Source organism: Vibrio chagasii (assembly GCF_024347355.1).
Lineage (GTDB): Bacteria > Pseudomonadota > Gammaproteobacteria > Enterobacterales > Vibrionaceae > Vibrio > Vibrio chagasii.
In genome coordinates this window covers 2,587,900-2,612,790 of record NZ_AP025465.1, presented here as the reverse complement: position 1 = coordinate 2,612,790, position 24,891 = coordinate 2,587,900, and the positions used below count along the sequence as shown (strand labels likewise).

Below are 24,891 nucleotides of genomic sequence, written 5' to 3'. Positions count from 1 at the left end.
TCCGTATTAATAAAAAGGGAGAGCATTCGATGCTCTCCCTTTTTTGATCTTCCAGTTTGTCGGCATCTAGCCAGACTTAACTGTTAGTCGATTTGAGCCTTGTCTACCACAGTGTTGTCACCTAGCTCTTCAGGAAGGACTAGGTTAAGTAGAATAGCCACGATACCGCATAAGCTTACGCCTTGTAGGCTGAAGTCGCCGATACCAAAAGCCATGCCGCCAATACCGAATACTAGGGTAATACCCACAATCACAAGGTTACGTGATTTGTGCAGGTCAACGTTGTTCTTGATTAGCGTGTTCAAGCCGACTGTTGCAATAGAACCAAACAGAAGAATCATGATGCCGCCCATCACTGGAACCGGAATGGTTTGTAGAAGCGCACCCAGTTTACCAACTAATGCAAGAACTATGGCTGTTACTGCAGCCCAAGTCATGATCACCGGGTTAAATGCTTTTGTTAGCATTACCGCGCCAGTTACTTCACTGTAGGTTGTGTTTGGTGGAGCGCCCAGCATAGAAGCTGCAATGGTCGCTACACCGTCACCTGTGATTGTGCGGTGCAGGCCTGGCTTCTTAAGGTAGTCTTTACCCGTCACGTTGGAAATCGCCAGCATGTCACCTACGTGCTCAACGGCAGGTGCAATCGCAACAAACACCATGAAGAAGATAGCGTTGATGTTGAATTCAGGCATGGTGAAGTTTGGTAGTGCCAACCACGATGCTTGAGCAACCGGTGCAAAGTCGACTGCTCCATAGAATAGACTCGTAATGTAACCTGCGATAATCCCTCCAAAGATAGGTAATAGCTTTAGGAAACCCTTCGAGAATACGCTGATGATGACGGTAACTAGCAGTGAAACCGATGAGATCCAAAGTGCTGCGTCTGCATCAACCAGTTGAACAGCGCCGTCACCTGTCTTACCTAAAGCCATGTTTACCGCAACTGGTGCCAAGCCTAAACCAATCACCATGATCACAGGGCCTACAACCACAGGTGGAAGCAGCTTATGAATAAAGCCAACGCCTCTCACTTTGATAAGAGCACCCATCAATACATACACAACACCTGCTGCCATTAGGCCACCCATGGTTGCACCAATACCCCAAGTTTGGATGCCAAACATGATAGGCGCGATGAATGCAAAAGAAGACGCTAAGAAGATTGGCACTGAACGGCGTGTAATAAGTTGGAATAAAAGGGTACCGATACCTGCGCCAAAGAGTGCAACGTTGGGATCAAGTCCAGTCAGTAGCGGCACGAGTACAAGTGCACCAAAAGCTACAAACAGCATTTGTGCACCTTGCAATGCATTTTTCATGATATGTCCTTAGATTGGTCGTTATATGAAAAGTGAAAAATAAAATTCGCGCGATTCTATCACTTAGCAATCGATTGCTACACAAAATAGATCAAATTTATTTATCATAGTGATGTTTTATATCGAACAAGGTCCGAAAATTCGATTTATAAGTTAGCGCTTTATCATGGTCAGGTGATATTTTGTGGTTATTAAACACAGTGGGCGCTAACGACCTTGCCCCTCAATCCATAGTTGCTTATCATCAAGGCACAAGCATTGAATATTAGGATCAATATGCGCTACATAGCATTGTTGTTGATGGGACTATTAGCCTTCCCGAGTTACGCCTTAACTAAAGTCGATATCTTTAGTGCTGAAGTTGCGATTAACGCCGAAGACAAACAACCAGAACAAGTGGCAAGAAATACCGGTATGGAGCAGGTATTGATACGTGCGACTGGTCAAACTGACGTTGCTTCAAATGAGACCATCCAAAAGGCGATGCGTAAGAGTGCGCAGTACATGTCTCAAATGAGTTTTGGTGAGCGCAATGACCAATCAACATTGCGTATGCGTTTTAATGGTGCCCAAATCCGTTCTCTACTGACTCAAGCACAACTGCCGTACTGGCCTGAAACTCGCTCAAACATCTTGGTTTGGCTGGTGGAAGAAGACAGCTTCGATAAGAACATTGTGTGGGAGCACTCGAACTCACCACTTGCTGCTCAAATGCAAGCAAGTGCAAAAGATCGTGGTTTACCTCTGACTCTGCCAGTGGGTGACTTCGACGATATCACTGGTATCGCGACCTCAGATTTATGGGGCAGCTTTGTTTCACCAATTAGCAGAGCAAGTCAACGCTACCCAGTCGATGCAGTGTTAGTGATTAAAGCTCAATCTTCAGGATTGCGTTGGACGCTGTACGACCAAAAACCAAGTCAGTTAACTAGCGCGCCAACGGCACCAATCACAGGTTCAGTGTCGGGTAATAGTGCAACGGCTTCGAAGAAGCTAGTTGACCAAATCAGTAACTACTACGCGGGTAAAAGCGCGGTGACTGTGGCGAGTGAGTCGTCAGAGTCGATTTTAACTCAGTTTATTAGCTTGAATAATGCTCAAGACTTCTTCCAGCTAGAGAATGCACTTAAGCGTCTAAACTCGGTTGCTAGTCTAGATATTCTTAAGATTCAAAACAACGAAGTGACGTTCCGTATTCACTTGCTGTCGACTCAACAAGAGTTTGAGCAAGAAGTGGCAAGCATTCGCCAAGTTGTGAAGGTTGAAGAGTCTTACATCGAACCAGAAGTAAGCCCTGAATTTGAGACACAAGACAACACTATGTCTGTAGGTGATGATTCAACGGCTGTAGTTGATACTGAAGCAACAGCTACTGACGCGGATACTGATGTTCAAGTGATCAAAGGTAATGAAGTTGTTGGTGATGATACGCTAACTGGCTCGGACGCTAACTCAGAAGGTGCGGGTAGCGAAGCGCTAGAAGCCGCAGCTCCACAGCATGCAAAGCCAAGCTTGGTATACGAGTGGAATCGTAGTTAGGCAATTGCTGACATTCATCGTCTATACGAAAAGTAAGTAGACGAAGATAAATAAAAAGAAAGCCCTGCTAGAGAAATCTGGCAGGGCTTTTTGTTTGTTCGCTAATTGTTTGAGCTAGCTGATTAGGTATGGTCGAATCCAATCTTATTGCTCGAACTTCGCCTTCTCTTTCTTTTCTACTTCAGAAAGGCGTTTAAGCTTGATGCCTAACTCTTTAGCGCGGAAACGGGTAAATAGGATATTTCCGGCGAAGCCAATCGTGGTCAGCAGTAGCTCAACAGCAGCCAATAAGCGTTCACCACCATCTACGTATAGAATGGTTAATGCGTGTAGGAAGTAGAGCATTAAGATGAAATTCGCCCAAGCGTGCGTATAAGGCTTGCCGATTAAAATACCAGGTAATGGCAACAGTAGCGGTACAGCCCAAACGATAGCGAGCGTGACATTATCTAGGTGAGGATGCGGTGAAAGCGTCATCTGCCAAGCGACAACCCAACCTAACAGCAATAGGTTGCCTGCTAATGCGAGATAGCGGAATAGCTTAGTCTTAGGAGACATCGCCTTCTCTGACATGTACATCATTGAGAGATTCCCTTCTGATTTATCGCGATGCGCGCGAGGCGTTTACCTAGGTTCTGCGCCAACTCAATTTCTTCTTTGCTTAGTGAAGCACTCTCGCCTGTGCTGCTTGCGCCATAGGGCGTTCCACCGGTTTGAGTGGTATGCAGTGCAGGCTCTGAGTAGGGGATGCCGACCACTAACATTCCATGGTGAAGCAGTGGCAACATCATGCTCTGCTGCGTAGTCTCTTGCCCACCATGCAGTGATGAAGAAGAGGTAAATACACAAGCTGGCTTATCGATAAGATCGCCATTGATCCACAATGATGTAGTGCTATCCCAAAAGTGCTTCATCGGCCCAGCCATGTTGCCGAACCAAACCGGACTTCCAAGCGCCAAGCCATCACAAGAACGGAGATCTTGAAGCGTGGCAATTGGATCCGCGGGTTGATAGCGAGAATCTGGCTGCTCTTCTACTGTATATACATCGTTAACCGTTCTTAGCATGGCTTCACACTCAGGAATGGACTCCACCCCTCGTGCTATCTGCCTTGCTAGAGCTTGCGTGTTGCCGTGACGACTGTAGTAGAGAACAAGGATGTTGATGCTCATAGCCGCTTACAGAATCTCTAGCACTTGCTCTGGTGGACGACCAATCTTGGCTTTATTGTTCGCAACAACCACTGGGCGTTCAAACAATTTTGGATTAGCAGCCATTGCAGAAAATAGGTCTTCATCAGATACAGAAGCATCGCCAAGATTCGCTTCTTTGTAGTCTGCCTCTTTGGTGCGCATCATTTCGCGAACGCTGCTAAAACCAAGCTGAGTGAACAGTACTTTTAGCTGTTCAACAGTTAGATGTGTGTCTAGGTACTTGATCACTTCAGGTTGTACACCGTTTGTTTCAAGTAATTCAAGCGTTTGACGGCTCTTTGAGCAGCGTGGGTTATGATAAATCACGACAGACATGGTTCTTCCTCATTATTATTTTTTATTTAATTGTCAGCAGAGGCCAGCTAATTGGCCTCTTCACTGTATACGTTGAGCTTTTTTCTTTTGGCGACTCGCCGAGTATTGAACGCCTTATTGCAGTGCTAAGAAGCGCTCGCGCTGAATCATCAGTTGATCAATTCGAGCATCGTAGCGGGCTTGCTTCAAACTACCGAGCTCTGCGATTTGACTTGCTTGCGTGTAGTACTGAATCGCTTTGTTCCAGTTGGCCTGCAATGCCAAAATTTCAGCTCGTGCGGCAAGGTCTTCATCACTATTGCCAAGGCTAGTATTCGCTTTTGAAAGCAGGTGCCAGCCATTGGTGTCATTCGGATTGTCATGCGTATAACGTTGTAATACGCGAACAGCCTCTGCAAAGTCTTCTTTTTCAATCAAGGCATTTGCGTAGTTGATTGTGAGTACCGGGTTGTTTGGCTGACGAACCAATGCCGATTTAAGCTCTTTAATGGCAAGCTCAGGCTTTTTCTGCTCAATGTGAAGGTCGGAAATCGCATCTAAGTAGAACAGGTTAGTCGGGTCGCTGGTAATCAGTTTGGTTAGAATCGGTTCTGCTTTATCTAACTTTTTCGAATCGAGGTAAACCAGTGCTTGTCCATACTCTAACGATGGAACAATCTCTTTTGGTGCCTTTTTCAATTGGCGTGAGAACCAATCGAGTGACGCCTCATTATTGATACCGGCATAGCGTGCCACGATGCGAGCTCTTGCCAAGTGGTAATCCAGCGATGGCGCAAGTTTCAGCGGTGGGTAGCTACGAGCACGTGCGCGCGAATCGGTAATACGATCTTCAGGCAACGGGTGAGTGAGCAACATTGGAGGTGGTGTGCTTGCATAGCGGTATTCATCCGCTAAACGGCCAAAGAAGCGTGGCATTGCGTTCACGTCAAATCCAGCTTTTGCTAGCGTGTTGATACCAAAGCGGTCGGCTTCTTTCTCATTACTACGGGTGTAGTTAATTTGGCTCTGCATGTTACCCGCGGTGGTTGCGGTTAAGGCTGCAATACCCGCCTCAGGAGCGGCAATAGCCAGCAACACAGACGCTGCAAGCGCTGCGATAGTCGCAGGAGAACGGCGTGCTTGATCTTCCATACTACGCGCTAAGTGACGCTGCGTAACGTGTGCAATTTCGTGCGCTAATACTGACGCAAGTTCACTTTCCGATTGTGCGTGCAGGAATAGACCTGAGTGCAGCGCAACATAACCACCAAAGAAAGCAAAAGCGTTGATGTTGCGGTCACGGATCATAAAGAACTGAAAAGGTGTCTTTACGTCATTGGCATTCGCGACAAGGCGATGCCCTAGTGTATCGATATAAAGGTTGAGAACTGGATCGTTGATGACAGGCTGGCTGCTTCTGATGATGCGCATGTAGGCATCACCATAGATGAGTTCTTGATCGATAGTGAGCGTGCCGCCAGCCGCCGTGCCGATGTCCGGTAAATCCAAGCTGTTGGTGTTAGCCAGCATTGGGGTGCTTAATGTGGCTGCGATGCATAAGCAAGCAATTGAACGAGCGCGTTTAAACATATTAGTCAGTAATACTCCGTTTCTTCTGACAGTAAGACAAGGGCAATGCAAATTGGTTCTTTATCTGGTTTAACCTTTGTTAAGTGCGTGCGCTATCCTGAAGGAAGATGAATCAATGATGGCACGTTTTCAAAAACAGATTACAATATGCCCCTTATAATAAGCATCGAGCCCAAGAATGACACCTAATATTCTAGATTTACGCCAAGAGCGCTGCCCAATGGCGTTATTATTAGCCAAGCGTCACAGTGTAAAGTTAGAAGTAGGGCAATCTTTGTCAATTTATGTATCAGATAGCAGTTCGATGAAAGATATTGTTACGTTTTTGTCTAAGCAAGCTTATGTTGTCATGACAGAGGTTTGTTCTAATTACCACCATCTCCTCGTCACTAAAAAGGAATCGCAGTCAGATGCTTGAAATGGTCAGTCGTTGGTATAAACGACGTTTCTCTGATCCACACGCTGTCAGTTTGGTTGCCATCATTCTATTCGGCTTTATTACTATCTACTTCTTTGGTCACCTGATCGCACCGCTGTTGGTGGCGATTGTCTTGGCTTATTTGCTCGAGTGGCCAGTGACTCAACTTCAACGACTCGGTATTCCAAGAACGCCATCGGTGATGTTGGTGATCTTGATGTTCTTTAGCCTAATGCTACTAGCGATATTCGGATTAGTGCCAACCATTTGGGAGCAAGTTGGTAACCTAATCAATGATATTCCAAGCATGTACGGTAGCTTACAGAAGTTCATTGCAACGATTCCAGAGCGCTACCCAGAGCTTGCTAACTTACAGATCGTTGAGTCTGTCATGTCTAATGCGAAGAACAAGGCGTTGGGAATGGGTGAGAGTGTGGTGAAAGGCTCATTGGCGTCTTTGGTTAGCTTAGCGACGCTAGGTGTTTATCTTATCTTAGTACCACTGCTTATCTTCTTCTTACTGAAAGACAAAGAAGAGATGATCAGAATGGCAAGTGGTGTGCTTCCTCGCAACCGTCGCTTAGCGACCAAAGTATGGGAAGAGATGAACGAACAAATCTCGAACTACATCCGCGGCAAGGTGCTAGAGATCTTAATCGTGGGTGGCGTCAGCTATGTAACTTTCGCGATTTTAGACCTTCGCTACTCTGTGCTGTTAGCGGTTGCTGTCGGTTTCTCGGTATTGATTCCATACATTGGTGCAGCGGCGGTAACCGTACCGGTTGCGATTGTTGGTTTGTTCCAGTGGGGGCTTGAGCCTCAATTCTACTGGCTGCTATTGGCTTACGGCATCATTCAAGCCCTAGATGGTAACGTGTTAGTGCCTGTTCTGTTCTCAGAAGCAGTGAATCTGCACCCTGTTGCGATTATTGTGGCGGTATTAGTGTTTGGTGGACTTTGGGGATTCTGGGGCGTGTTCTTCGCGATTCCACTGGCGACCTTAGTGAAGGCGGTTTGGAATGCCTTGCCGAGCCATGCGCTAGATGATGACCCTGTACACCATCAGTAACGAAATAAGTGACAAAAAAGGCGACTATCGATGATAGTCGCCTTTTTTGTTGTTGGTCTTATGTATTTTTCGGAGCCTTTAATCTCTCAGGTCTCATGAGTTTGACTACCGGGAACGGGCGACGTATGACTGGCGGATATCTGTGCCACTGTTTTTGACGCGTTCTCGTTTCGTTGTGTCTTTGGCTTGACTTGTACCGGGAATGAGATTGAGTTTTTATTGCACTGGGTAAAGCTATGAATTGTTGAGCGATAGAAAATGTTTAATGTACCCATCAACATAAATAATATTTCACTTCTCCATATTTCTTGTTCTATAATATTTTTTTAACTCATAGTCCGTTGGGATTGTTAAAATGAAATATATGTTGCCAATATTTTTATTATTTATTGCGGGAAATGCAAACGCATATACTGAGTGTAACACTAAAATAACAGGTTATTTTATCGGGAGTGATGAAGTCCATGACTCGGATGCCCACTTATGGCTAAATCTAGCTAATGGTGGGTCAGCGAGTATTAACACGACAAATGCCGCATTTGATGCCGTTGTATCGACCGCTTTGAGTAGTTTGGTAGCAGACAATCCTGTAAAAATTCGTCTATTTTCTGACAATGCTGATTGCACTAAGAACAACTATGATATGGTGGGTCTTTGGTTATTTAACTAAGGTTAGAGTTTGAATAACCATTTCACACGACATTACTCATGCTGTTAATGTCTTGTAATCTATTAGTCGTCAGATGTCAGAACAATAAATATTTCCAACTCTATTTTCAGAACCATTAATTAATAAAAAACTCAGCTAAATATTTATTTTTCTTGAGCTAATCTTTTATCACGATTTTGTTTATATCTTCTCCATCAAACCATCTGATGCAACTATTTAAACCAGAAATAGTTACCGTTTTTCCTGCCATTTTTGCCGCTAATAGTTGACTAAATTGTGATTTTCCTGCGACTGAGTTTTCATCCCGAATAAGCCAGTACCCTTTTGTCGCACATGATGGAGAGTCAACTTTGTCTGTCCCGCCAGTTAACATTACAAGGTGTAAGTTATCCGAAGCCCTCGCATAAAGTGTACTAACTTTACCTGTTTGAGAGCCTGCATAAACTGTACTTGACATGATATAAAATAATAAAGCTATATTTTTGTAAATTGTCATACTCTTCTCTGGTGGTTGGATCTTGTTCTTAGCCTCAATATGAGAGGCTAAATCGACTTGATAGTTATACTGATGCTATTGAAAAATACTACTAGTACTAGGTGAAATTAGTTATGGTTTCCACTATTTTTGATTACTATTTTCAATTTATAAACTAGACAAATATTAGAATGTAATAGGTATTGAAATACTTGCCCTTCTGGGTGTTTTTGAAATTAAAGGTTAACGGAGCGATGTTAAAGGTATTTTGTACATCGCTCCGTTACGTTTTTCTTATACTATCTCAAAATTAGCCACCAAAAATAGACAGTAGTTAAACCTTGAGGCGCTAAAATTTGTTAACGGCAGCTAATTTAAATATAGATGTTTGATCTTAAGCCAGTCGCCTTCACAGCCATTTGTAATGACGGTCAGTGTTTGCCCGGAAGCTTTTGCCGCGATGATCGTTGATTTTATAACACCATCTGATACAACTATGCCAGCCCAGCCATTGTTACCCGGACATTGCTTATCAGCATTAGCTTGCGGAAAACCACCATTAATGCTGACTGCTATACTGCCTTCCGTTGATGCGAAAATTCGTTCTACCTTACCTGAATCCACAGAAAGAGTTGTGGCATAGCTATGAACCGAGAATAAAGTGATGATGAGAAGAAAAATAACTTTCATATAAGCTCTTTTGTTATTGTTGAAATTTGTTAAGTGACGCAACTAACTTATATCGCTTTGATCTCAAAGCTGACTCTGCAAGCTTCTCCAAAGAGAAGTTAGTTATGAGGATAAGGTACGTGTTGAAAATGTTTGTAATGTATTTAAGATTCGCACCAATATTCACCTACTGATCCATAGTGTCTCTTTATAGGGTTACTCGAATCTGATTGCATCAACTTGACAAAGCTTTGACTTAGAGGAGCCTTTCCAGATTTTATCGGTATATACTTGAAACCTAACCTGTTGCTTTGTTGTATAGGCTGTTAATAGAAAGGAACCCATCATTTTATACCCAGACGCTGAAGGAGAAACCCAAACTCCATCATTACAACCAGGGATACCTGTTTCCATCCACACCGTAATATCGGCACCATCTCTTCCAGCGACAGCACCATAGTCATCGTAAGCAAATAGCTTCCTAATGGTCCCTTTTTTTGTGCTTTGAACTGCCCCAAAAGCTGAAACGCTAAGCATTGTTGTAATTAAGCCAATTAAAAGTGTTTTCATTCCCATTTTTACCATTTCCACAGTACTTATTTGTTCAATGTCTAAGTTTATTTATATTTATATTTATATTTATTTAAGGTGACTATCTCTTGATATATAGTCGATCTATAGTCGGACTATTGTGTAGACAGGAATCAAGCACTTGTACTTTAACATCTAAGTTGGCTGTGAGAGCTGTAATAGCTAGAGATCTAATCAAACTTTTAGACTTTAACTTATTTTCAGTGTCTAAATCTTGACCAAGATAAACTTTAGTAAACTCGCTATTACACTTAGATGGACCTATAGGTCTATTGAATCTTATATATAATATGCTATTGCCTTGTGTCCAAGCACCGACTTCTTTGATTTTTAGGTTATCCTCGGTAGTAGAAAAAGCTGAAGTTGATATAGAGATTAGAATGAAAAAGAGATATTTATACATTTACATCATTCCTATGAGATGTTTTTAAAATTATAGTTGTGGGTTTGATTATTTTTTGAATTGTAGCTTTATCCTTGGGATATTTTTTTGTTGAGTGGCTAAGCAACCTAAAAGCAGTCTTGCTTTGACTTTTAATTAGACTGATTAAAGTATAACACTGCATGTTATGGATTTTAATTTCTGGCGATGGTGAAGCTAGTTCTTCCTCGACCTTTACTTTTGAATAAGCCATGATTAAGTAAAAATTAGTTATTTCTTTGCGCATCATACTTAGTTTTCGGGAATTTACAAAATATTTTCACTATCATGACAAATTTACAAAATGTATGTGAATTTGTTCGTTTTTTTGTGTATCATGCGCATCCTGTTTTCTATCGTAATGGGTGTTTTACTCTTGCAGTGTTTGTTTTCTGTATGTATCAAAGGTGATTTTATGAAAAAGGTGCTCATCACTTTTATGCTACTAGCAAGCGCGAACGCTGCTGCTTTGGAAAGTTTTCTTGGAAAAGTAACTACTTTAGAGCCGACTTATTTACCCGGTGCTATTACGTTTATGTTGGATAGTGGTAATGCGACATGCCCCAAAGGAACTTGGCTGAAATGGGCGAAGACGGAAGAGAATAATAAGATTGTATATTCAACATTAATGGCAGCATTAGCCAGTGGAAAATGGATTCGATTTCACATGAACGACAGTGATACTGAGTATAAAGGGCAATATATACATATCGTCGAGTCAATCACAGGTATGTTTCATTTATAGCTACATTACTCATTTAACTAAATGAAGATGTAGTGATGAGTTATCGAATCCTAATCTTTCTACTATTAACCTTATTTGGCGATAATATTCTATCTAGATGGTGGTTAAGCTTGATACTTTGAGGACGCCCTTACAGATTATCTATGATAAAAATATTGATGTTTTCGTTAGGATTTAATGGGCGGATTGTTATGTAATACAAAATCTAAGAATTTGAAATATATCATGAACACAGAGAGTAATCATAAGTTTATGAAAGTAAATAATCGAAATGGTTATTTATCCAGCTGATTACTATATCTATTCATTATTTTGAGATTAATAAAAAGAAAATGAAAATATCCCACTGTAAAAGAATATTAACCCACTTTAAACGATGCTTTCGATGCTTGAGTTTACTATTGATGCTTTTTCCTTTTTCATTATTGGCAAGTGTTACCACTTCATCAAGCAACCTAGGTGCGGATAAAGCAGAGGTTTTATCTCTTTCTGATAAATATACTATTAAAATTGCTAAAGCTAATAAAAATGGATATTCAATAAACGCCTTCAAAAGACTGGATACAAGAGGGAAACCCCTCATTTTGTTAAACTCATTTCCTTTGAACTCTAAATTATCCAAAGCGCCTGCAGAAACAATTGTTCTTGATGTTCGTGATGGTCAGATGTCATCCATTTCTGAAATTCGAGTGGAAGGAAAGCCAGCAGATATTGTCCTATTGTCACGGCGTTGTTGCCTAAATCAGTTGAACCTTTTTCGAGTCCTGCGATCTGATCCTTTATGATGGTTAGAGCGGTGACAACATGGGTAAGGCGAAAAAGAAGATAACTAACTGGGCGGAGTACAATAAGGCTTTGTGCAAACGGGGCTCGGTTACGTTCTGGATAGATGATACAGCCGTAGATGCATGGCGATGCAAAACCCATCATGGTAAGCGTGGTAGAGGCTTTCAGTACTCTGATACAGCGATTGAAACTGCCTTGATGATTAAAGGAGTATTCTCATTACCCTTGCGTGCTCTTCAAGGTTTTATCGACTCTATCTTTGAGTTATTGGATGTTCCACTGACGTCCCCAGACTACACCTGTATCAGTAAACGCTCGAAGACAGTCCAGGTGAAATACCGTAATAAATCTAAAGGGGCTATTCGTCATATAGCCATTGACTCGACTGGTCTCAAAGTCTTTGGCGAGGGGGAGTGGAAGGTGAAGAAGTACGGTGCCGAAAAACGTAGAACATGGCGCAAGCTGCACTTAGCCGTTGATGTAGATACCCATGAAGCCATTAGTGCCGAGGTCAGCCTGGTAAATGTTGGTGATAGCGAAGTGCTGCCAACGTTACTCAACCCTTTACGTAGAAAGATCGATGCTGTATCTGCCGATGGAGCATATGACACAAAAAGTTGCCACAATACTCTGAAGAATAAAGGTTGTACTCCGTTGATACCACCTCGAAAGAATGCAGCGTTTTGGGAAGATGGGCATCCCAGAAATGAAGCTGTAGAGGCTCTGAAAAACGGAACAATAGCGGAGTGGAAATCCGAGTCTGGTTATCACTATCGCTCAATATCTGAGACCGCAATGTCTCGATATAAAGGACTAACCAGCGGTAAATTGAGCTTGAGGTGTTACAACGCTCAAGTGGGTGAAATCATGGCGAATGTCAAAGCTATAAACAAAGTCATAGGACTAGGCATGCCTGTTCGAAGCTAACGGTGAGTCACATATGGCGTCGTTGACCTTCAAGCTGATTTGATCAACAACGCCAGGTAGTGTTGAAAATGTTTGTAATGTAGTTAAAATTCACACCAAAATATCGGCATTATCTCTTCCAGCGACAGCTCTATAGCCACCGTAAGTGACTAGCTTTGTAATCATTCCCTTGCTCATGTTTTTAACTACTCCAAAACTGAACTTGCTTGATTTTGTTTATTTATCAATTGTTTATAAACGCTGCGGTCATTTTGCAGACATTATTCACAACCGGAAGATCGCTGTTTACCTCAATACTAACAGTTTTATTTGCCATAAACGCAGCCAACATTGCAGATAATATATGTGTATCTTCACTACGAATATCAGCTGCATCATTCCTACATGAAGTAGAACCCCAAGGTCCTTTTTCTGTAAAGTAGACACGAGTGAGACCATTGTATTCTGGAGCATGTAGCCTTGCTGATGAAGAAGGGTGCCATTTACTGATTGTTAGGTTGTCTCTTATTACATCCTGCGCAAAAGTTGTTGTCGCAATTAAATACGTAAAAAAGAAGATTAGTTTTTTCATATTAATACTCATGCTTATTGTTGTTAATTATCAATGTACTTTAAACAGGTTTCTGACTTCTAATAGCTATGTGTTATTAGTATAAATCAGCAACTATTAATGTGACATTAAGTAACATCGAATTACTACAATCATATCTGTACAAATATGCGTCCAGTGTAATCCTATTGATGTTCTGTGCATCGCATTCTAGTTTCACTAATAGATATTTAGTAGTACGCATGGGATAGGAAGTAGCCTCACTGTAAGACAGTGTTAAATGCAACTTGTTGACCCTGGGGCGTATCTTACTCGCTCTGTTCGATTTTGCAAAACACTTTCATTTTCATGACAAATTTACAAAATGTATGTGAATTTGTTCGTTTTTTGTGTATCTTATGCGTCCTGTTTTTTATCGTTATGAGTTTTTTGATCTTAAAACGTTTTATTTTTTTATGAATTAAGGGCCCTGTCATGAGAAAGATGCTAATTATTTCTATGTTACTAGCAAGCGCGAACGCTGCTGCTTTGGAAAGTTTTCTTGGAAAAGTAACTACTTTAGAGCCGACTTATTTACCCGGTGCTATTACGTTTGTGTTGGATAGTGGTAATGCGACATGCCCCAAAGGAACTTGGCTGAAGTGGGCGAAGACGGAAGAGAATAATAAGATTGTATATTCAACATTAATGGCAGCATTAGCCAGTGGGAAAAGGATTCGATTTCACATGAACGACAATGATACTGAGTGTAAAGGGCAATATATACACATAGTCGAGTGAGTAGGTCATGGGTGAGTTTTTCATTATCCAGAGAGAACTACAGAAATAATTAAACAAGGAGGTAGGGTGTTTAGCCTATCTAAAACCCTAAAACTGGGGCTGTTGTTATTTGTATTGTTAGTCGGTTTCTTTTTAATCCTCTTAAAGCCGCTGTCGTTATTTACCTCAAATACAATGAGTGAGCCTTCATCAAATATTGTAGATGAGCCTGAACCTTTAATCTTGAGTGCCGACTCGGGGTTTCCAACTCCTGTTATTCAGCTTCAGCAGACGATAGCGCATGGCTTAAGAGAAGCTGAGAGGAATGACCTCCCCTTATTGAGCGGTGAGCTTTCTGAATTTTCACAAAGCAATATTGAGGAGGCGTACCCACAGTCTCCAGAATTGAAGAGTTTGAAGTTGCGACTAGAAACGCTTCAATCAATCACAACCCCAAAATAATTAGAATATAGTGCGTTGCTCCAGTTTAACGGGGTAGCATTTTTACCAACGTTAGGATAAACCATCGTGGCTAAAACCCAACCCATGTCATCGAAGCAACTTGTTGCGCTACTCTCGGTATCAATACTCTCGGCATTTTTTCCTGCTCCAGCACTCTCATTAACCGCAGATGCAGGAAAAAGCATCGAGCTCTCTGGTGACTTTTCAGTCTCGGGTGGTCAGGCGACTTATACGCTACCTATATCCGTATCTCCGGGGCGTGCTGGCCACCAACCCGAATTAAGCCTTGAATACCGCAGTGACTCACCTAATGGCATGTTAGGTATGGGTTGGAGCTTGGGGGGCCTTTCATCGGTTTATCGTTGTGGAAAAAACCTTAACAAAGATGGCAAATGGGGAGGCGTTCGATTTAATAGTGACGATCGCTACTGTTTGGATGGCAAGCGACTTATCGCTATAACGGGTAAAGATGGAGAAAACTTAACGGAGTACCGTGTCGAGCATAATGGCTATGACAAAATTGTATCTTTTGGCCGAGCGGGCAACGGGCCGGCGAGTTTTAAAGTGTGGCGTAAAGATGGGTCTATGTATCAGTATGGTACCACGGCCAGCTCTCGTGTTGAGTTGCCAACACGTCCTGAGGTTTATAAGTGGGCACTGAGTAAAATCACCGATGCAAGCAAAGCCAACCATATCAATTTTGTTTATGCAGAAGATAACAGAGCGGGCAAACACAAATTATCGACCATCACTTATGTGGGCGGTAAGGTTAAGTTAGGTTATGAGGCGCGCCCAGACCGTACTGCAAAATATCTAGGTGGCCAATTACTGAATCGAACCGATCGTTTGAAGCAGATAGAAACCTTTGATAGCAGTGGAAACAAAATCGGCCGCTATAATCTATCCTACAAGGTGTCTAATTCAACATCTCGAAGCCTGCTTGCTCAAGTTGATTATTGCGCTGGCGGTCAATGTTCATCGGCCCTTCATTTTAATTGGAATGGAGGAGGAGGAATAAGTGGTTATCGTAGACCCACGCCTCAGAACACAGGTTTCAATAGCCCAAGCTACCTCGACACCAATGGCGATGGCCACAAAACGGCTTATGGAGTGATCAAGCGTAACGCGGATAACACGATGTCCATTAAGGGGCTGGACTCAGTAACTCATAACAATGTTAAATCATTCGGTTTGATCGGTAGTGTGATATCGCCTTCGATTAAATTGAATCAGTGTAAGGTTAGTGCCGCAGCTTCATACCATAAAGGTAACGGACAATTGGCTGGCTATTGTCGGTTCAGTAGTTGTTCTAATGGTTCGTGTGAATACAATTCTAATGGTGTCAACTATGGCGACTTTGATGGTGATGGCGTTGAAACTTATCAAGAAGGATACTCAACAACAGACATTAACGGCGATGGAGTCGCTGATTTACACAACTTTGATATCCCTAATGGCGGCTACCGTTATCGACTAACAGGTTCGAATTGGCAAACTCTTCCGTCTGCCGGTGGGCGTGTCTTAAAAGCGTTTACCGATATAAATAATGATGGTTATCTTGATGCTGTGATGGGGTCACCGACCTCTGAGGGGAAGCTTTACATCCATTTGTTTAATGGTAAATCATTTATCTCACCATCTGCTATTAACTCTCATCAAGTTTCACATGAAGATCGTGTCTTTTTTGCTGATCTAAACAATGATGGCTACCCAGAATTAGGCTACGGTCAATATTTCTACAAAAACAATCGAGATAACCAGTTTTCTATCGATAAATATCGGGGTACTGGGAATAATGCGAAAATACACTCCGTTCAAGATATCAATGGCGATGGTTGGGTTGATATCTTTTCGCGTATTAGTGATGACGCGAAAGTAGATGTCCTTTACTCATCACCAAGAAATATTGACAAAATATACCATTTTTCTGAAGTCGGTATTGACTATCGGGTGTTCTATGGGAAGTCAGTAGACAAGACGGTGTATACGCCTTCAGGCATTAGCAGCTACCCATTTAAAGTAGTGACGCCAAGGGGTTACTTAGTGGCGAAAGTAACCAAAACACCGAAAGGCTATGACCCAACGAGCTACAGCTATCAGTATACAGGTGCTAAAACGCACCTCAACGGTGGTGGTTTCCTTGGGTTTGAAAAAGTTATCGAAACAGAGTCTGCCGATGTAACGACCAGAACAGAAAGCGTATTTGAGCAGTTGGATCTGGCAAAGGTCGGCAAGCTTAAACGGGTTTCTGTATTCAAAAATGACAAAAAAGTGTCAGAGGCATCTTACAATTACAAAAAGTTAACTAAGCAAGGCTATGGGGCGAAGTATTACCAAGTTTATGCCAATCAAGTGGTGAAAAAAACGTACGACTTGAAGAGCAGCGTGATCCAGCGACAGGAAGCCATCAATCGTACGCTCGATGGATTTGGTAATGTTGTGAATGAAACCTCTGTGATTTCCAGTGATGTCAAAGGCGCTGGGTCCTTTACGAGCAGCCGCAAGCTTGACTACCTTTCAAACGGCGTGACCAACGATTATGTGTACGATGTTACGAAGGTGAGCAATGTCAACAACATCAAGGCTCTGTTTAGCTCTTTCAAAGCAGGGTTAGGGCGCTACTGCGCTGCCAACGGGGATGTGTATTTTAAAGCGAATGACAACGTGGTGCTTATCCACGGTGAAATTGATATCCCATTAGTTCTGCAGCGTTATAATGCTTATTTTAAATACCGAGTTTCTGGCGAAGTTAAAAAAGGTTCAAGTGGTTTAAAGGTTTATTCTGGGGAGCTATCGAAAGTGTCGGCAGCCACCTTTAATGCCGCTAAGCCCAAGGCATGTGGATACGTCAGCACCAAGGATTTTGATGGCGATGGCAACCTCGAACTCACCTCGTCAAACCTGAATCATGGTCAATTTATTCATGATGCAGGCGACAATTTTTGGAAAGTCGGCGCCGTGGCCTCTTCGACCTCAACGCTGACAGACAATACGACTCGCCTAAAGCGAACCACTAACAATGTGTTTCATTACACGGGCCGTGGTTTCCTAGGTTCAACAACCACAACCAGCTCAGATTATGAATCCACGGCGGATATTGAAACGGGTGGCAAATCCATCACCAATCGTTACCGTTATGATCAGTGGGGGAATGTCATTGAACAAAGCGTTGAGGGAACGGACTTGGCTGCTCGCACGTCAACGACTCAATATGACCCTCAAGGGTTATACGTTACTTCGACAGCGAATGCATTAGGGCATCGTTCTTCGACTCAGTTTAATGAGCAAGGCTTGTTGAAAAAAGCGGTCAGTGCATTGAAAGGCCGCACCAGCAGCTTTGGGTATGATGCTTTTGGTCGTGTGACCAGTGAAAGCTTGCCAGGCTTGGGCAATGTTAACAATACGAAATACCGACTTGGCGCACAATGTGGCGAGCATACCACTTCAACGACTGTCAGCTGTATAACAACGAAACCGGCCTCTGGAGGGCAGGTCACCACCTTCTTCGACTATGCTGGTCGAGAAGTACGTAAACTGCACACTGGTTTTAGCGGCCAGCTGGTTGTCGTGGATACGCGTTGGGACCGTAATGGGCGTAAAGTCAGCGTGACTCGCCCGCAGTTTGTGGGTAGTAAAACGGTAGCACCAGTGGTGACGTTTATTTATGACGATCTGAATCGCGAAATCACAAAGCGCGAGCCTGCAAGTAATGGCGGCATCGCAAAGTTTGTCACCAGCTATCAAGGGTACAAAACCAGTGTTACTGATGCGCGTGGTTATGAGCACAGTACGCTCACCAATGTGATGGGCCATATTCTGCGCAAAGACGAGCCACATGGCGCGTATCAAACCTATCAGTATTACCCCGATGGTAAGCTCAGAGCGAGCACCGATTCCGCTGGCAATCGTACTCAGGTGCGTTATGACAATTTGGGTCACCGAAGCTACCTAGATGATCCAGATATGGGCAAGTGGTCTTACATTTATAATACGGCCGGTGAGCTGATTGAAAAGCGCGATGCAAAAGGTACGCTCACTACCATTCAATACGACCGCTTGGGCCGAAAAACGAAGCAAACGGAAAACGGGAAGGTATCGACTTGGCGTTACGATGAGCGCGGTGCGCTTGGCACCTTGTCTGGCTTTGCGGGTAATGGCAGCGAGACCAACTACTATTACAACGCTGCGGGTTTAACCGAAGAGGTGGCCGTTAAAGTCAACAAAGAAAAGTTCAGCACACACTATTTCTACGACAATTTTGAAAGAGTGGCGCGTGAAGTTCGTCCGAATGGCGTCGACACTACGTTAGCGGGCGCAGCCAAACAGCTAAACAAGAAAAACAGCGAAGACAAGCTAGCGGTTGAGTACGTGTACAACCCGCATGGTTATGTCTCGGCGGTGCGCAGCCCGAAAACCTACGCTGATAAAGCGTTCACCAGTGCGAGCTTCCGAGCAGACATCAAGCAGTTGTTGAAAGAAGCGATAGCACAAGCGCAAGTGTACTTGAATAAAGCAGAGCGTTATTCAACTCAAGAACATTTCTTTGCGAACAAAGCCGCAGAGTACAATCGCAAAACGGTGAATGTTCATAACCTGGATCGCTCCTCACAGGCGTTGCTCGGCAATGGATACCGTTATAAACAATGGTGTAACGCACAAGGTGAATGTTATTTGCGTCCAGCAACTTGGGTACTGTTGCATGATGATGTGGCTATCCCGCTAGACATTACGTTAGAGGGCGCCATCTATCGCTTATCGACCTCACTGGCGAAAAGCTCAAAGAAAGGTACTCGAAACTATAACGCCAGCGTGCACCGAGTGTCACAGGCTGAGTTTGCATCGCAAACACTTAAGCCTGCGCATGATTTCATTTTGACCGACTACGACAGTAATGGTCAGAAAGATCTCATGAGTAACAAAGACCTGTACATTGCAAAGGCCGATAGTGCCACCACCAACGAGTTATTGTTTGCCGCAGATGACCTCTCTCAGGCAGCCAGTATCGCGGGGTCGCGTTACAAGTTCTACACCGACTTGGCAAGCCAACTGATCTCGTTGTCTGAAAAAGTCGCTGAATTGAGTGGTTTGTATTGCGAGTTCGCCAATCAGTTAGGTGGGAATCACTTAGCCGCGAATCAACGCCGTAGCTGTAAGAACACGCAGCAGTCGAGCCAAGTGGATCACCTCAACTTGATCTTGACTCAATCTCAATTGGCGGAATCGATAGGGAACCCGGCTTACATTTATTATTGGCAGCGCCGTGAAACGGATGCGTATGATCACACCTTGTCGGAAACGTTAGGGAATGGGCTAGTCAACACGTATAGCCACGATGCGCGAACGGGCAGGCCGAACTACATTGCGACGCACAAAGCGAGCCAGTTGTTTGATCCCCGTTTGTCAGGGAGCACCCGTAAAGGGCGTAACGTGCGTTTGATTCATTACCGTTATGATAATCACAACAACGTGACGTATCGCTATGACGAAAAGCTGGGCATCACCGACACGTGGGAATACGATGGTCTCGATCGCGTCACCAAAAACAGAATTGCATTAGCGAACAAAGCGCAACATGGCTTGAATAATCCGGACTTAACAGGCCCATTTAGCTATCAATATGACAAGCTTGGCAACCTAGAGTTTAAGACCGGTGTTGGTGACTACGAATACAGTAACCAACACGCTGGCCCACACGCGGTGACCAAAGCCAATGGTCTTAATTACCAGTATGATGCAAACGGCAACATGCTGCGTGCTTGGGCGGCAGGGGCGAAAGGTTCGGAGCGGGAATTGGAGTGGTCCGATTTCAATAAGCCGACCAAGATCACGCGGAACGGGAAAACGGTGGAGTTTTTCTACGATGCCAACCACAACCGCTATCTGAAAAAGAACAGTGACGGCGTTGAAACTTTCTACTTCGGTAAGAGTTATGAGCGCGTTACCGATACAGCAACAGGCATCGTGCAGCACAAGCACTTTATCTATGCTGATGGCAAGTTAATCGCGCTAAATACTCAAACGGATGATGGCAAGCAAGCGCTGAAAGATAAGCAAACACGCTACCTTCACTATGATGCCCTCAACTCGGTCGATATGATCACCGATGGCTACGGTATAGTGGTCGAGCGCCGCAGTTATGACACGTGGGGTAAGCAGCGTAAAGTCGCATGGCGTGAAGATGGCCCGTTGGATGTCGTGCAACAAGCGATCACCAACCGCGGTTACACCGGCCACGAAGAGATTGTGGAAGTGGGCTTAGTGCACATGAATGGCCGGGTTTACGATCAGGAATTGGGTCGATTTATTAGCCCAGATCCGATAATACAGGCGCCATATACCACTATTAGTTTTAACAGATACACTTATGTGTGGAATCAGCCTACGAGATATGTTGATCCTAAGGGGTTTATGTGTGTTGAGCCTGGAGATGGTAACGGTGATGGAGTTATTGATAGGGATGAAGATTCTGTAGAAACAAAACCATGTGATTCAGAAGAGAGTGACCGACCGAATAACAACTTCGGAGGCGGAACTAGTAATGGCAGCGGCTTAGGTGGAGGGAGTGATCATGGAAATGGCGGTGGGAATGATCACGGAAATGCTCGTCCCGACAATATAACGTCAGAAGAAACAGTAAGTGATTTACATATTGAGAACTTCCCATCAACGTCAGTGTTTGGTATCGGTGCCATTGCTGGAATCACTGAGGAAAGGATACATAGTAAAACTGGGCGAGGGGACCGATTAGGAAATATTTTCGACAAAAATTATTCTGGTCAGTTGTCGAACAAGCTAACTAAAACTATGCGTATTGCAACAAGACTAGGGCAGTTATCTGCGTTTGGGTCTGTTGCTTTAAGTATTAAAGGAATGTCAACTACAGATGATGATGTAGCACAGTCGCTAAGCAGCACCGAAGTCTTCGATAAATATGCAGATATATTCTTAGATATAACGTTTACAATGGTTCCATTTTTCACTGGCCCAATTGGTTTGAGTGTTTCACTTACTTATGCTGCATTAGATATTTATTTTGATTATAATTTGATAAGTGCAATCCGGAGAAGCTCATTTAATGCAATTCGGAGAAGTTCATTTGGTGAATTGAGGGGCGAAGATTGAACAGTTTTTTCTCATTAATATATTATTCCCTAAAGGATATTATGCAAGATAGAGGTCTTGTTGATATTGAGTGGAGGATTACAGCATTCCTTTCTGCATCAATTACTATATATATAGTAGCGCTTTCTTATTTTTTTGGGGAGGCTTTTCATTGGGCTAGGTTTTATGTGGGATTCCTCTTTCAATATTTAGAGTTTTACATGACTTCCTTATTTTTTCTGACATATTTGATTATAGTTAAATGCAAGAAATCTTGGGTGAAAAGGAAAACAAGAAAGAGTATAGGCTGGCTGTATATTTTATGTACGGCGGTTGTGCCCACAATAATATTCTATGTGTCATCTGAAATTATTTAGTTAACAAGTAAGATTAAAGGGGTCAACAAATAGGGTCAGGTCTTGCCTTTTGCTATTTTAAGGAAATGGTCTAGCTTTTAGTTAGGCCATTTTTTGTAGGGAAAGCAATGAGTAGACCTTTACGGATAGAGTTCGCGGGAGCGCTGTATCATGTGACCTCTCGGGGTAACGCTCGGCAACCCATATATTTAGAAGAGCAAGACTTTGACCTGTTTTTGGAAGTATTGGCGAAAGTGTGTGAACGGTTTAATTGGGTAGTTCATAGCTACTGCTTGATGACCAATCATTACCACTTGTTGTTAGAAACTCCAGATGGCAACTTGAGTAAAGGAATGCGACAGTTAAATGGTGTTTATACTCAAAGATTCAATCGTAAACATCGCCGAGTTGGTCATTTATATCAAGGTCGGTACAAAGCTATTTTGGTTGATAAAGAGTCATACTTGTTGGAAGTAGGGCGGTATATCCTCTTGAACCCTATTCGCGCCCATATGGTTGATAGTCCAGCAGAGTATCAGTGGAGCAGCTGGCACGCCATCATGGGTGAAGACGAAGCTCCAGAGTGGTTGGCAGTGAATCAAACACTGCTATTGTTCGATAGCCAACGAACAATAGTGGAACAAATAGGGTCAGGTCTTGCCTTTTGCTATTTTAAGGAAATGGTCTAGCTTTTAGTTAGGCCATTTTTTGTAGGGAAAGCAATGAGTAGACCTTTACGGATAGAGTTCGCGGGAGCGCTGTATCATGTGACCTCTCGGGGTAACGCTAGGCAACCCATATATTTAGAAGAGCAAGACTTTGACCTGTTTTTGGAAGTATTGTCGAAAGTGTGTGAACGGTTTAATTGGGTCGTTCATAGCTACTGCTTGATGACCAATCATTACCACTTGTTGTTAGAAACTCCAGATGGAAACTTGAGTAAAGGCATGCGACAGTTAAATGGTGTTTATACTCAAAGATTCAATCGTAAACATCGCCGAGTTGGCCATTTATATCAAGGTCGGTACAAAGCTATTTTGGTTGATAAAGAGTCATACTTGTTGGAAGTAGGGCGGTATATCCTCTTGAACCCTATTCGCGCTCATATGGTTGACAGTCCAGCAGAGTATCAGTGGAGCAGCTGGCACGCCATCATGGGTGAAGACGAAGCTCCAGAGTGGTTGGCAGTGAATCAAACACTGCTATTGTTCGATAGCCAACGAACAATAGCGAGCCAAAAGTATCATGACTTTGTACTTTCAGGCATAGGCAAACCTTTATGGAACAACCTAAAACAACAAGTATTCTTGGGTAGTGAAGATTTCATCTACAGCCATATGGAAAGTTCAAACGTGGAAGAGGGCGATATTGCAGAAATCCCTGCTAAACAGCGTCGTCCTAAGCCGCTTTCGTTGCAACAGTATGCTATCAATGCGAGTACGCGAGATGAAGCAATAACAAGCGCGTTCGCTAGTGGTGGTTACACCCAAAAGCAACTAGGTGATTTCTTTGGGTTACACTACTCGAGAATCAGTAGGATCGTGGCAAAAAGCAAGACCTGACCCTAAGTGATGGTGGCGGTGTTAGTGTTTGGTGGGCTTTGGGGATTCTGGGGCGTGTTTTTCGCAATTCCACTGGCAACCTTAGTGAAGGCGGTTTGGAATGCCTTGCCGAGCCATGCGCTAGATGATGACCCTGTACACCATCAGTAACGAAATAAGTGACAAAAAAGGCGACTATCGATGATAGTCGCCTTTTTAATTTGTCTCAGTTGGTAGTGAGTCTAGCTCACCCCAACAGACATTAAGCTTCTTGGTTGAAGTACTCTAGAACCACTTCGTGGTGAGTCTTTGTCTTGAATTTATTGAAGACGTGTTCAATCTGACCTTCTTCATCGATGAGGAAGCTAATGCGGTGCAGGCCATCGTAAACTTTGCCCATGAACTTCTTCTCGCCCCAAACACCAAATTGCTCAGCAACACTGTGGTCTTCGTCAGATAGTAGTGTGAAGTTTAGAGATTTCTTCTCAATGAAGTTAGGCAGGCGTTTCACTGGGTCGATGCTAACACCCAGAACAACCACGTTCAGTGCATCTAGCTCAGCTTTGATGTCACGCAGACCTTCTGCTTGAACGATACAACCCGGAGTCATTGCTTTTGGGTAGAAGTAGAAAAGTACTTTTTTACCTTTGAAGTCACCAAGAGATACGATATTGCCATCTTGATCTGGAAGAGAAAAAGCAGGTGCTGGAACACCAGCCGTTAGCGTATTCATGATATTTCCTTTTTAAAGACTGTTTTTAATAAAGTTGAGCGAGCCTTGGACTGATAGGCTCTGACACAGCGAGTTGAATTCTTCTTGTAGCTGCATCAAATTACATTCTGACTGCACAGAAGCGGTAATAGAGATATGGAATTGGTCGTTATCGAGCTGGACCTTAGATTTATTGATCGTTTGTGCGCTCAGCGAGTCGAGGCCGATGTCTCGGTCTGCAAAGAACTGTGTGAACTGCTCGGTCAGGCCGAGTTTGTCATCTGACTCAACGAACACTTCTAGCGTGTAGGAGTTCTCTACCACATCGTGCGGAGAGGTGCGCTTCATAATCGTAATCAAGTCATGCTCTTGGCCAAGCAAGGGCAGGGTGGTTTCAACACGGGTGATGTTGTTTGCTTTACCAGACAGTAGCATGATAAGCGTAAATTCTTCGCCAAACAGGGCGATACGGCTATCAATAATGTTACAGCCTGATTGGGTGACCAAGTGGACCACTTGGTTACAAACACCTGGGCGATCTGTGCCCACAGCTGTGATTACTAGATGTTGAGTCATAAAATCACGTCTCTATATATTCCATTGATTCATGCATGTTAGCACAGTTAGCAGGAGGAATAAGCGTGCGAGCGGGGCTTTTTATGACTCATCTTGCGTCTAAC

General features: G+C 43.4%; 23 protein-coding genes and 1 pseudogene. 12 read left to right on the top strand and 12 right to left on the bottom strand.

Annotation, left to right across the window (positions count from 1 at the left end; genetic code table 11):
* Window positions 1-83: 83 nt before the first annotated feature.
* Window positions 84-1,322: a uracil-xanthine permease family protein gene (locus OCV52_RS11925; protein WP_008222947.1), complete on the bottom strand. Its 1,239-nt coding sequence runs from the start codon at window positions 1,320-1,322 to the stop codon at window positions 84-86.
* Window positions 1,323-1,598: 276 nt separating this feature from the next.
* On the opposite strand from OCV52_RS11925, the gene OCV52_RS11920 reads away from it, so the two are divergent.
* On the top strand, window positions 1,599-2,861 hold the full coding sequence (locus OCV52_RS11920) for a DUF2066 domain-containing protein (protein ID WP_137407887.1): 1,263 nt from the start codon (window positions 1,599-1,601) through the stop codon (window positions 2,859-2,861).
* 144 nt (window positions 2,862-3,005) lie between these two features.
* Here OCV52_RS11920 and OCV52_RS11915 read toward each other — a convergent pair whose 3' ends face one another.
* The 4 genes from OCV52_RS11915 to bepA form a co-directional block, all read right to left on the bottom strand.
* Window positions 3,006-3,443 (bottom strand): DUF2069 domain-containing protein, encoded by a 438-nt coding sequence (locus tag OCV52_RS11915; RefSeq protein ID WP_137407886.1) that lies wholly within the window; start codon window positions 3,441-3,443, stop codon window positions 3,006-3,008.
* The gene (gene wrbA / locus OCV52_RS11910; RefSeq protein WP_102423675.1) at window positions 3,440-4,033 is read right to left on the bottom strand and encodes an NAD(P)H:quinone oxidoreductase; all 594 of its coding nucleotides are present in this window, start codon (window positions 4,031-4,033) and stop codon (window positions 3,440-3,442) included. The genes OCV52_RS11915 and wrbA overlap by 4 nt, the downstream gene beginning before the upstream one ends.
* Window positions 4,034-4,039: 6 nt before the next feature.
* Window positions 4,040-4,390, bottom strand: a complete 351-nt coding sequence (gene arsC, locus OCV52_RS11905; RefSeq protein ID WP_137407885.1) for an arsenate reductase (glutaredoxin) — start codon at window positions 4,388-4,390, stop codon at window positions 4,040-4,042.
* A 114-nt stretch (window positions 4,391-4,504) separates the two neighbouring features.
* A complete protein-coding gene (gene bepA / locus OCV52_RS11900; protein ID WP_137407884.1) occupies window positions 4,505-5,959 on the bottom strand; it encodes a beta-barrel assembly-enhancing protease in 1,455 nt (484 codons plus the stop codon).
* Window positions 5,960-6,137: 178 nt separating this feature from the next.
* Here bepA and OCV52_RS11895 point away from each other — a divergent pair, with 178 nt between their 5' ends.
* From OCV52_RS11895 to OCV52_RS11885, 3 genes are all read left to right on the top strand, one after another.
* The gene (locus OCV52_RS11895) at window positions 6,138-6,377 is read left to right on the top strand and encodes a sulfurtransferase TusA family protein (protein ID WP_102423677.1); all 240 of its coding nucleotides are present in this window, start codon (window positions 6,138-6,140) and stop codon (window positions 6,375-6,377) included.
* Window positions 6,370-7,446 carry an AI-2E family transporter gene (locus OCV52_RS11890; RefSeq protein WP_008222960.1) on the top strand — a complete coding sequence of 359 codons (1,077 nt, stop codon included), beginning with the start codon at window positions 6,370-6,372 and terminating at the stop codon, window positions 7,444-7,446. The genes OCV52_RS11895 and OCV52_RS11890 overlap by 8 nt, the downstream gene beginning before the upstream one ends.
* A 355-nt stretch (window positions 7,447-7,801) precedes the next feature.
* Window positions 7,802-8,116 (top strand): hypothetical protein, encoded by a 315-nt coding sequence (locus tag OCV52_RS11885; RefSeq protein WP_137407883.1) that lies wholly within the window; start codon window positions 7,802-7,804, stop codon window positions 8,114-8,116.
* Window positions 8,117-8,273: 157 nt separating this feature from the next.
* Here the strand turns inward: OCV52_RS11885 and OCV52_RS11880 are convergent, their stop codons facing one another.
* The 3 genes from OCV52_RS11880 to OCV52_RS11870 form a co-directional block, all read right to left on the bottom strand.
* Complete coding sequence (locus OCV52_RS11880; RefSeq protein WP_137407882.1) at window positions 8,274-8,612, bottom strand: hypothetical protein; 339 nt, start codon at window positions 8,610-8,612, stop codon at window positions 8,274-8,276.
* Between the two features lie 348 nt (window positions 8,613-8,960).
* Complete coding sequence (locus OCV52_RS11875) at window positions 8,961-9,281, bottom strand: hypothetical protein (protein ID WP_137407881.1); 321 nt, start codon at window positions 9,279-9,281, stop codon at window positions 8,961-8,963.
* 195 nt (window positions 9,282-9,476) lie between these two features.
* Entirely contained in the window at window positions 9,477-9,830 is a 354-nt protein-coding gene (locus tag OCV52_RS11870; protein ID WP_137407880.1) for a hypothetical protein, read from the bottom strand.
* 857 nt (window positions 9,831-10,687) lie between these two features.
* Between OCV52_RS11870 and OCV52_RS11865 the strand changes: the two genes are divergently transcribed.
* Window positions 10,688-11,017 carry a hypothetical protein gene (locus OCV52_RS11865; RefSeq protein WP_137407879.1) on the top strand — a complete coding sequence of 110 codons (330 nt, stop codon included), beginning with the start codon at window positions 10,688-10,690 and terminating at the stop codon, window positions 11,015-11,017.
* Between the two features lie 307 nt (window positions 11,018-11,324).
* Here the strand turns inward: OCV52_RS11865 and OCV52_RS11860 are convergent, their stop codons facing one another.
* A complete protein-coding gene (locus OCV52_RS11860) occupies window positions 11,325-11,639 on the bottom strand; it encodes a hypothetical protein (protein ID WP_137407878.1) in 315 nt (104 codons plus the stop codon).
* A gap of 182 nt (window positions 11,640-11,821) precedes the next feature.
* Between OCV52_RS11860 and OCV52_RS11855 the strand changes: the two genes are divergently transcribed.
* Window positions 11,822-12,730 (top strand): IS5 family transposase, encoded by a 909-nt coding sequence (locus tag OCV52_RS11855; RefSeq protein ID WP_150897877.1) that lies wholly within the window; start codon window positions 11,822-11,824, stop codon window positions 12,728-12,730.
* Between the two features lie 223 nt (window positions 12,731-12,953).
* On the opposite strand, the gene OCV52_RS11850 is transcribed toward OCV52_RS11855, so the two are convergent.
* Window positions 12,954-13,301: a hypothetical protein gene (locus tag OCV52_RS11850; RefSeq protein ID WP_137408990.1), complete on the bottom strand. Its 348-nt coding sequence runs from the start codon at window positions 13,299-13,301 to the stop codon at window positions 12,954-12,956.
* Window positions 13,302-13,754: 453 nt separating this feature from the next.
* Here OCV52_RS11850 and OCV52_RS11845 point away from each other — a divergent pair, with 453 nt between their 5' ends.
* The 6 genes and pseudogenes from OCV52_RS11845 to OCV52_RS11820 all read left to right on the top strand — a co-directional run.
* A complete protein-coding gene (locus tag OCV52_RS11845) occupies window positions 13,755-14,060 on the top strand; it encodes a hypothetical protein (protein ID WP_137408991.1) in 306 nt (101 codons plus the stop codon).
* A gap of 66 nt (window positions 14,061-14,126) precedes the next feature.
* The gene (locus OCV52_RS11840; protein ID WP_137408992.1) at window positions 14,127-14,501 is read left to right on the top strand and encodes a hypothetical protein; all 375 of its coding nucleotides are present in this window, start codon (window positions 14,127-14,129) and stop codon (window positions 14,499-14,501) included.
* A gap of 66 nt (window positions 14,502-14,567) precedes the next feature.
* Window positions 14,568-21,623 (top strand): RHS repeat-associated core domain-containing protein, encoded by a 7,056-nt coding sequence (locus OCV52_RS11835; protein ID WP_240700709.1) that lies wholly within the window; start codon window positions 14,568-14,570, stop codon window positions 21,621-21,623.
* Between the two features lie 463 nt (window positions 21,624-22,086).
* Window positions 22,087-22,647, top strand: a complete 561-nt coding sequence (locus OCV52_RS11830; RefSeq protein ID WP_240700710.1) for an REP-associated tyrosine transposase — start codon at window positions 22,087-22,089, stop codon at window positions 22,645-22,647.
* Between the two features lie 33 nt (window positions 22,648-22,680).
* Complete coding sequence (locus OCV52_RS11825; RefSeq protein WP_137408993.1) at window positions 22,681-23,520, top strand: REP-associated tyrosine transposase; 840 nt, start codon at window positions 22,681-22,683, stop codon at window positions 23,518-23,520.
* Window positions 23,521-23,526: 6 nt separating this feature from the next.
* A pseudogene (locus tag OCV52_RS11820) lies at window positions 23,527-23,670 on the top strand (AI-2E family transporter); the annotation flags it as partial.
* 91 nt (window positions 23,671-23,761) lie between these two features.
* On the opposite strand, the gene bcp reads toward OCV52_RS11820, so the two are convergent.
* Together bcp and OCV52_RS11810 are read right to left on the bottom strand one after the other, a co-directional pair.
* A complete protein-coding gene (bcp, locus tag OCV52_RS11815) occupies window positions 23,762-24,232 on the bottom strand; it encodes a thioredoxin-dependent thiol peroxidase (RefSeq protein ID WP_061034333.1) in 471 nt (156 codons plus the stop codon).
* Window positions 24,233-24,244: 12 nt separating this feature from the next.
* A complete protein-coding gene (locus tag OCV52_RS11810; protein WP_004741657.1) occupies window positions 24,245-24,787 on the bottom strand; it encodes a glycine cleavage system protein R in 543 nt (180 codons plus the stop codon).
* Window positions 24,788-24,891: the final 104 nt, after the last annotated feature.

Coding starts and splice junctions, on each gene's coding strand:
- OCV52_RS11925 (WP_008222947.1), bottom strand. CDS start 1,322: ATGAAAAATGCATTGCAAGGTGCACAAATGCTGTTTGTAGCTTTTGGT.
- OCV52_RS11920 (WP_137407887.1), top strand. CDS start 1,599: ATGCGCTACATAGCATTGTTGTTGATGGGACTATTAGCCTTCCCGAGT.
- OCV52_RS11915 (WP_137407886.1), bottom strand. CDS start 3,443: ATGATGTACATGTCAGAGAAGGCGATGTCTCCTAAGACTAAGCTATTC.
- wrbA (WP_102423675.1), bottom strand. CDS start 4,033: ATGAGCATCAACATCCTTGTTCTCTACTACAGTCGTCACGGCAACACG.
- arsC (WP_137407885.1), bottom strand. CDS start 4,390: ATGTCTGTCGTGATTTATCATAACCCACGCTGCTCAAAGAGCCGTCAA.
- bepA (WP_137407884.1), bottom strand. CDS start 5,959: ATGTTTAAACGCGCTCGTTCAATTGCTTGCTTATGCATCGCAGCCACA.
- OCV52_RS11895 (WP_102423677.1), top strand. CDS start 6,138: ATGACACCTAATATTCTAGATTTACGCCAAGAGCGCTGCCCAATGGCG.
- OCV52_RS11890 (WP_008222960.1), top strand. CDS start 6,370: ATGCTTGAAATGGTCAGTCGTTGGTATAAACGACGTTTCTCTGATCCA.
- OCV52_RS11885 (WP_137407883.1), top strand. CDS start 7,802: ATGAAATATATGTTGCCAATATTTTTATTATTTATTGCGGGAAATGCA.
- OCV52_RS11880 (WP_137407882.1), bottom strand. CDS start 8,612: ATGACAATTTACAAAAATATAGCTTTATTATTTTATATCATGTCAAGT.
- OCV52_RS11875 (WP_137407881.1), bottom strand. CDS start 9,281: ATGAAAGTTATTTTTCTTCTCATCATCACTTTATTCTCGGTTCATAGC.
- OCV52_RS11870 (WP_137407880.1), bottom strand. CDS start 9,830: ATGAAAACACTTTTAATTGGCTTAATTACAACAATGCTTAGCGTTTCA.
- OCV52_RS11865 (WP_137407879.1), top strand. CDS start 10,688: ATGAAAAAGGTGCTCATCACTTTTATGCTACTAGCAAGCGCGAACGCT.
- OCV52_RS11855 (WP_150897877.1), top strand. CDS start 11,822: ATGGGTAAGGCGAAAAAGAAGATAACTAACTGGGCGGAGTACAATAAG.
- OCV52_RS11850 (WP_137408990.1), bottom strand. CDS start 13,301: ATGAAAAAACTAATCTTCTTTTTTACGTATTTAATTGCGACAACAACT.
- OCV52_RS11845 (WP_137408991.1), top strand. CDS start 13,755: ATGAGAAAGATGCTAATTATTTCTATGTTACTAGCAAGCGCGAACGCT.
- OCV52_RS11830 (WP_240700710.1), top strand. CDS start 22,087: ATGAGTAGACCTTTACGGATAGAGTTCGCGGGAGCGCTGTATCATGTG.
- OCV52_RS11825 (WP_137408993.1), top strand. CDS start 22,681: ATGAGTAGACCTTTACGGATAGAGTTCGCGGGAGCGCTGTATCATGTG.
- bcp (WP_061034333.1), bottom strand. CDS start 24,232: ATGAATACGCTAACGGCTGGTGTTCCAGCACCTGCTTTTTCTCTTCCA.
- OCV52_RS11810 (WP_004741657.1), bottom strand. CDS start 24,787: ATGACTCAACATCTAGTAATCACAGCTGTGGGCACAGATCGCCCAGGT.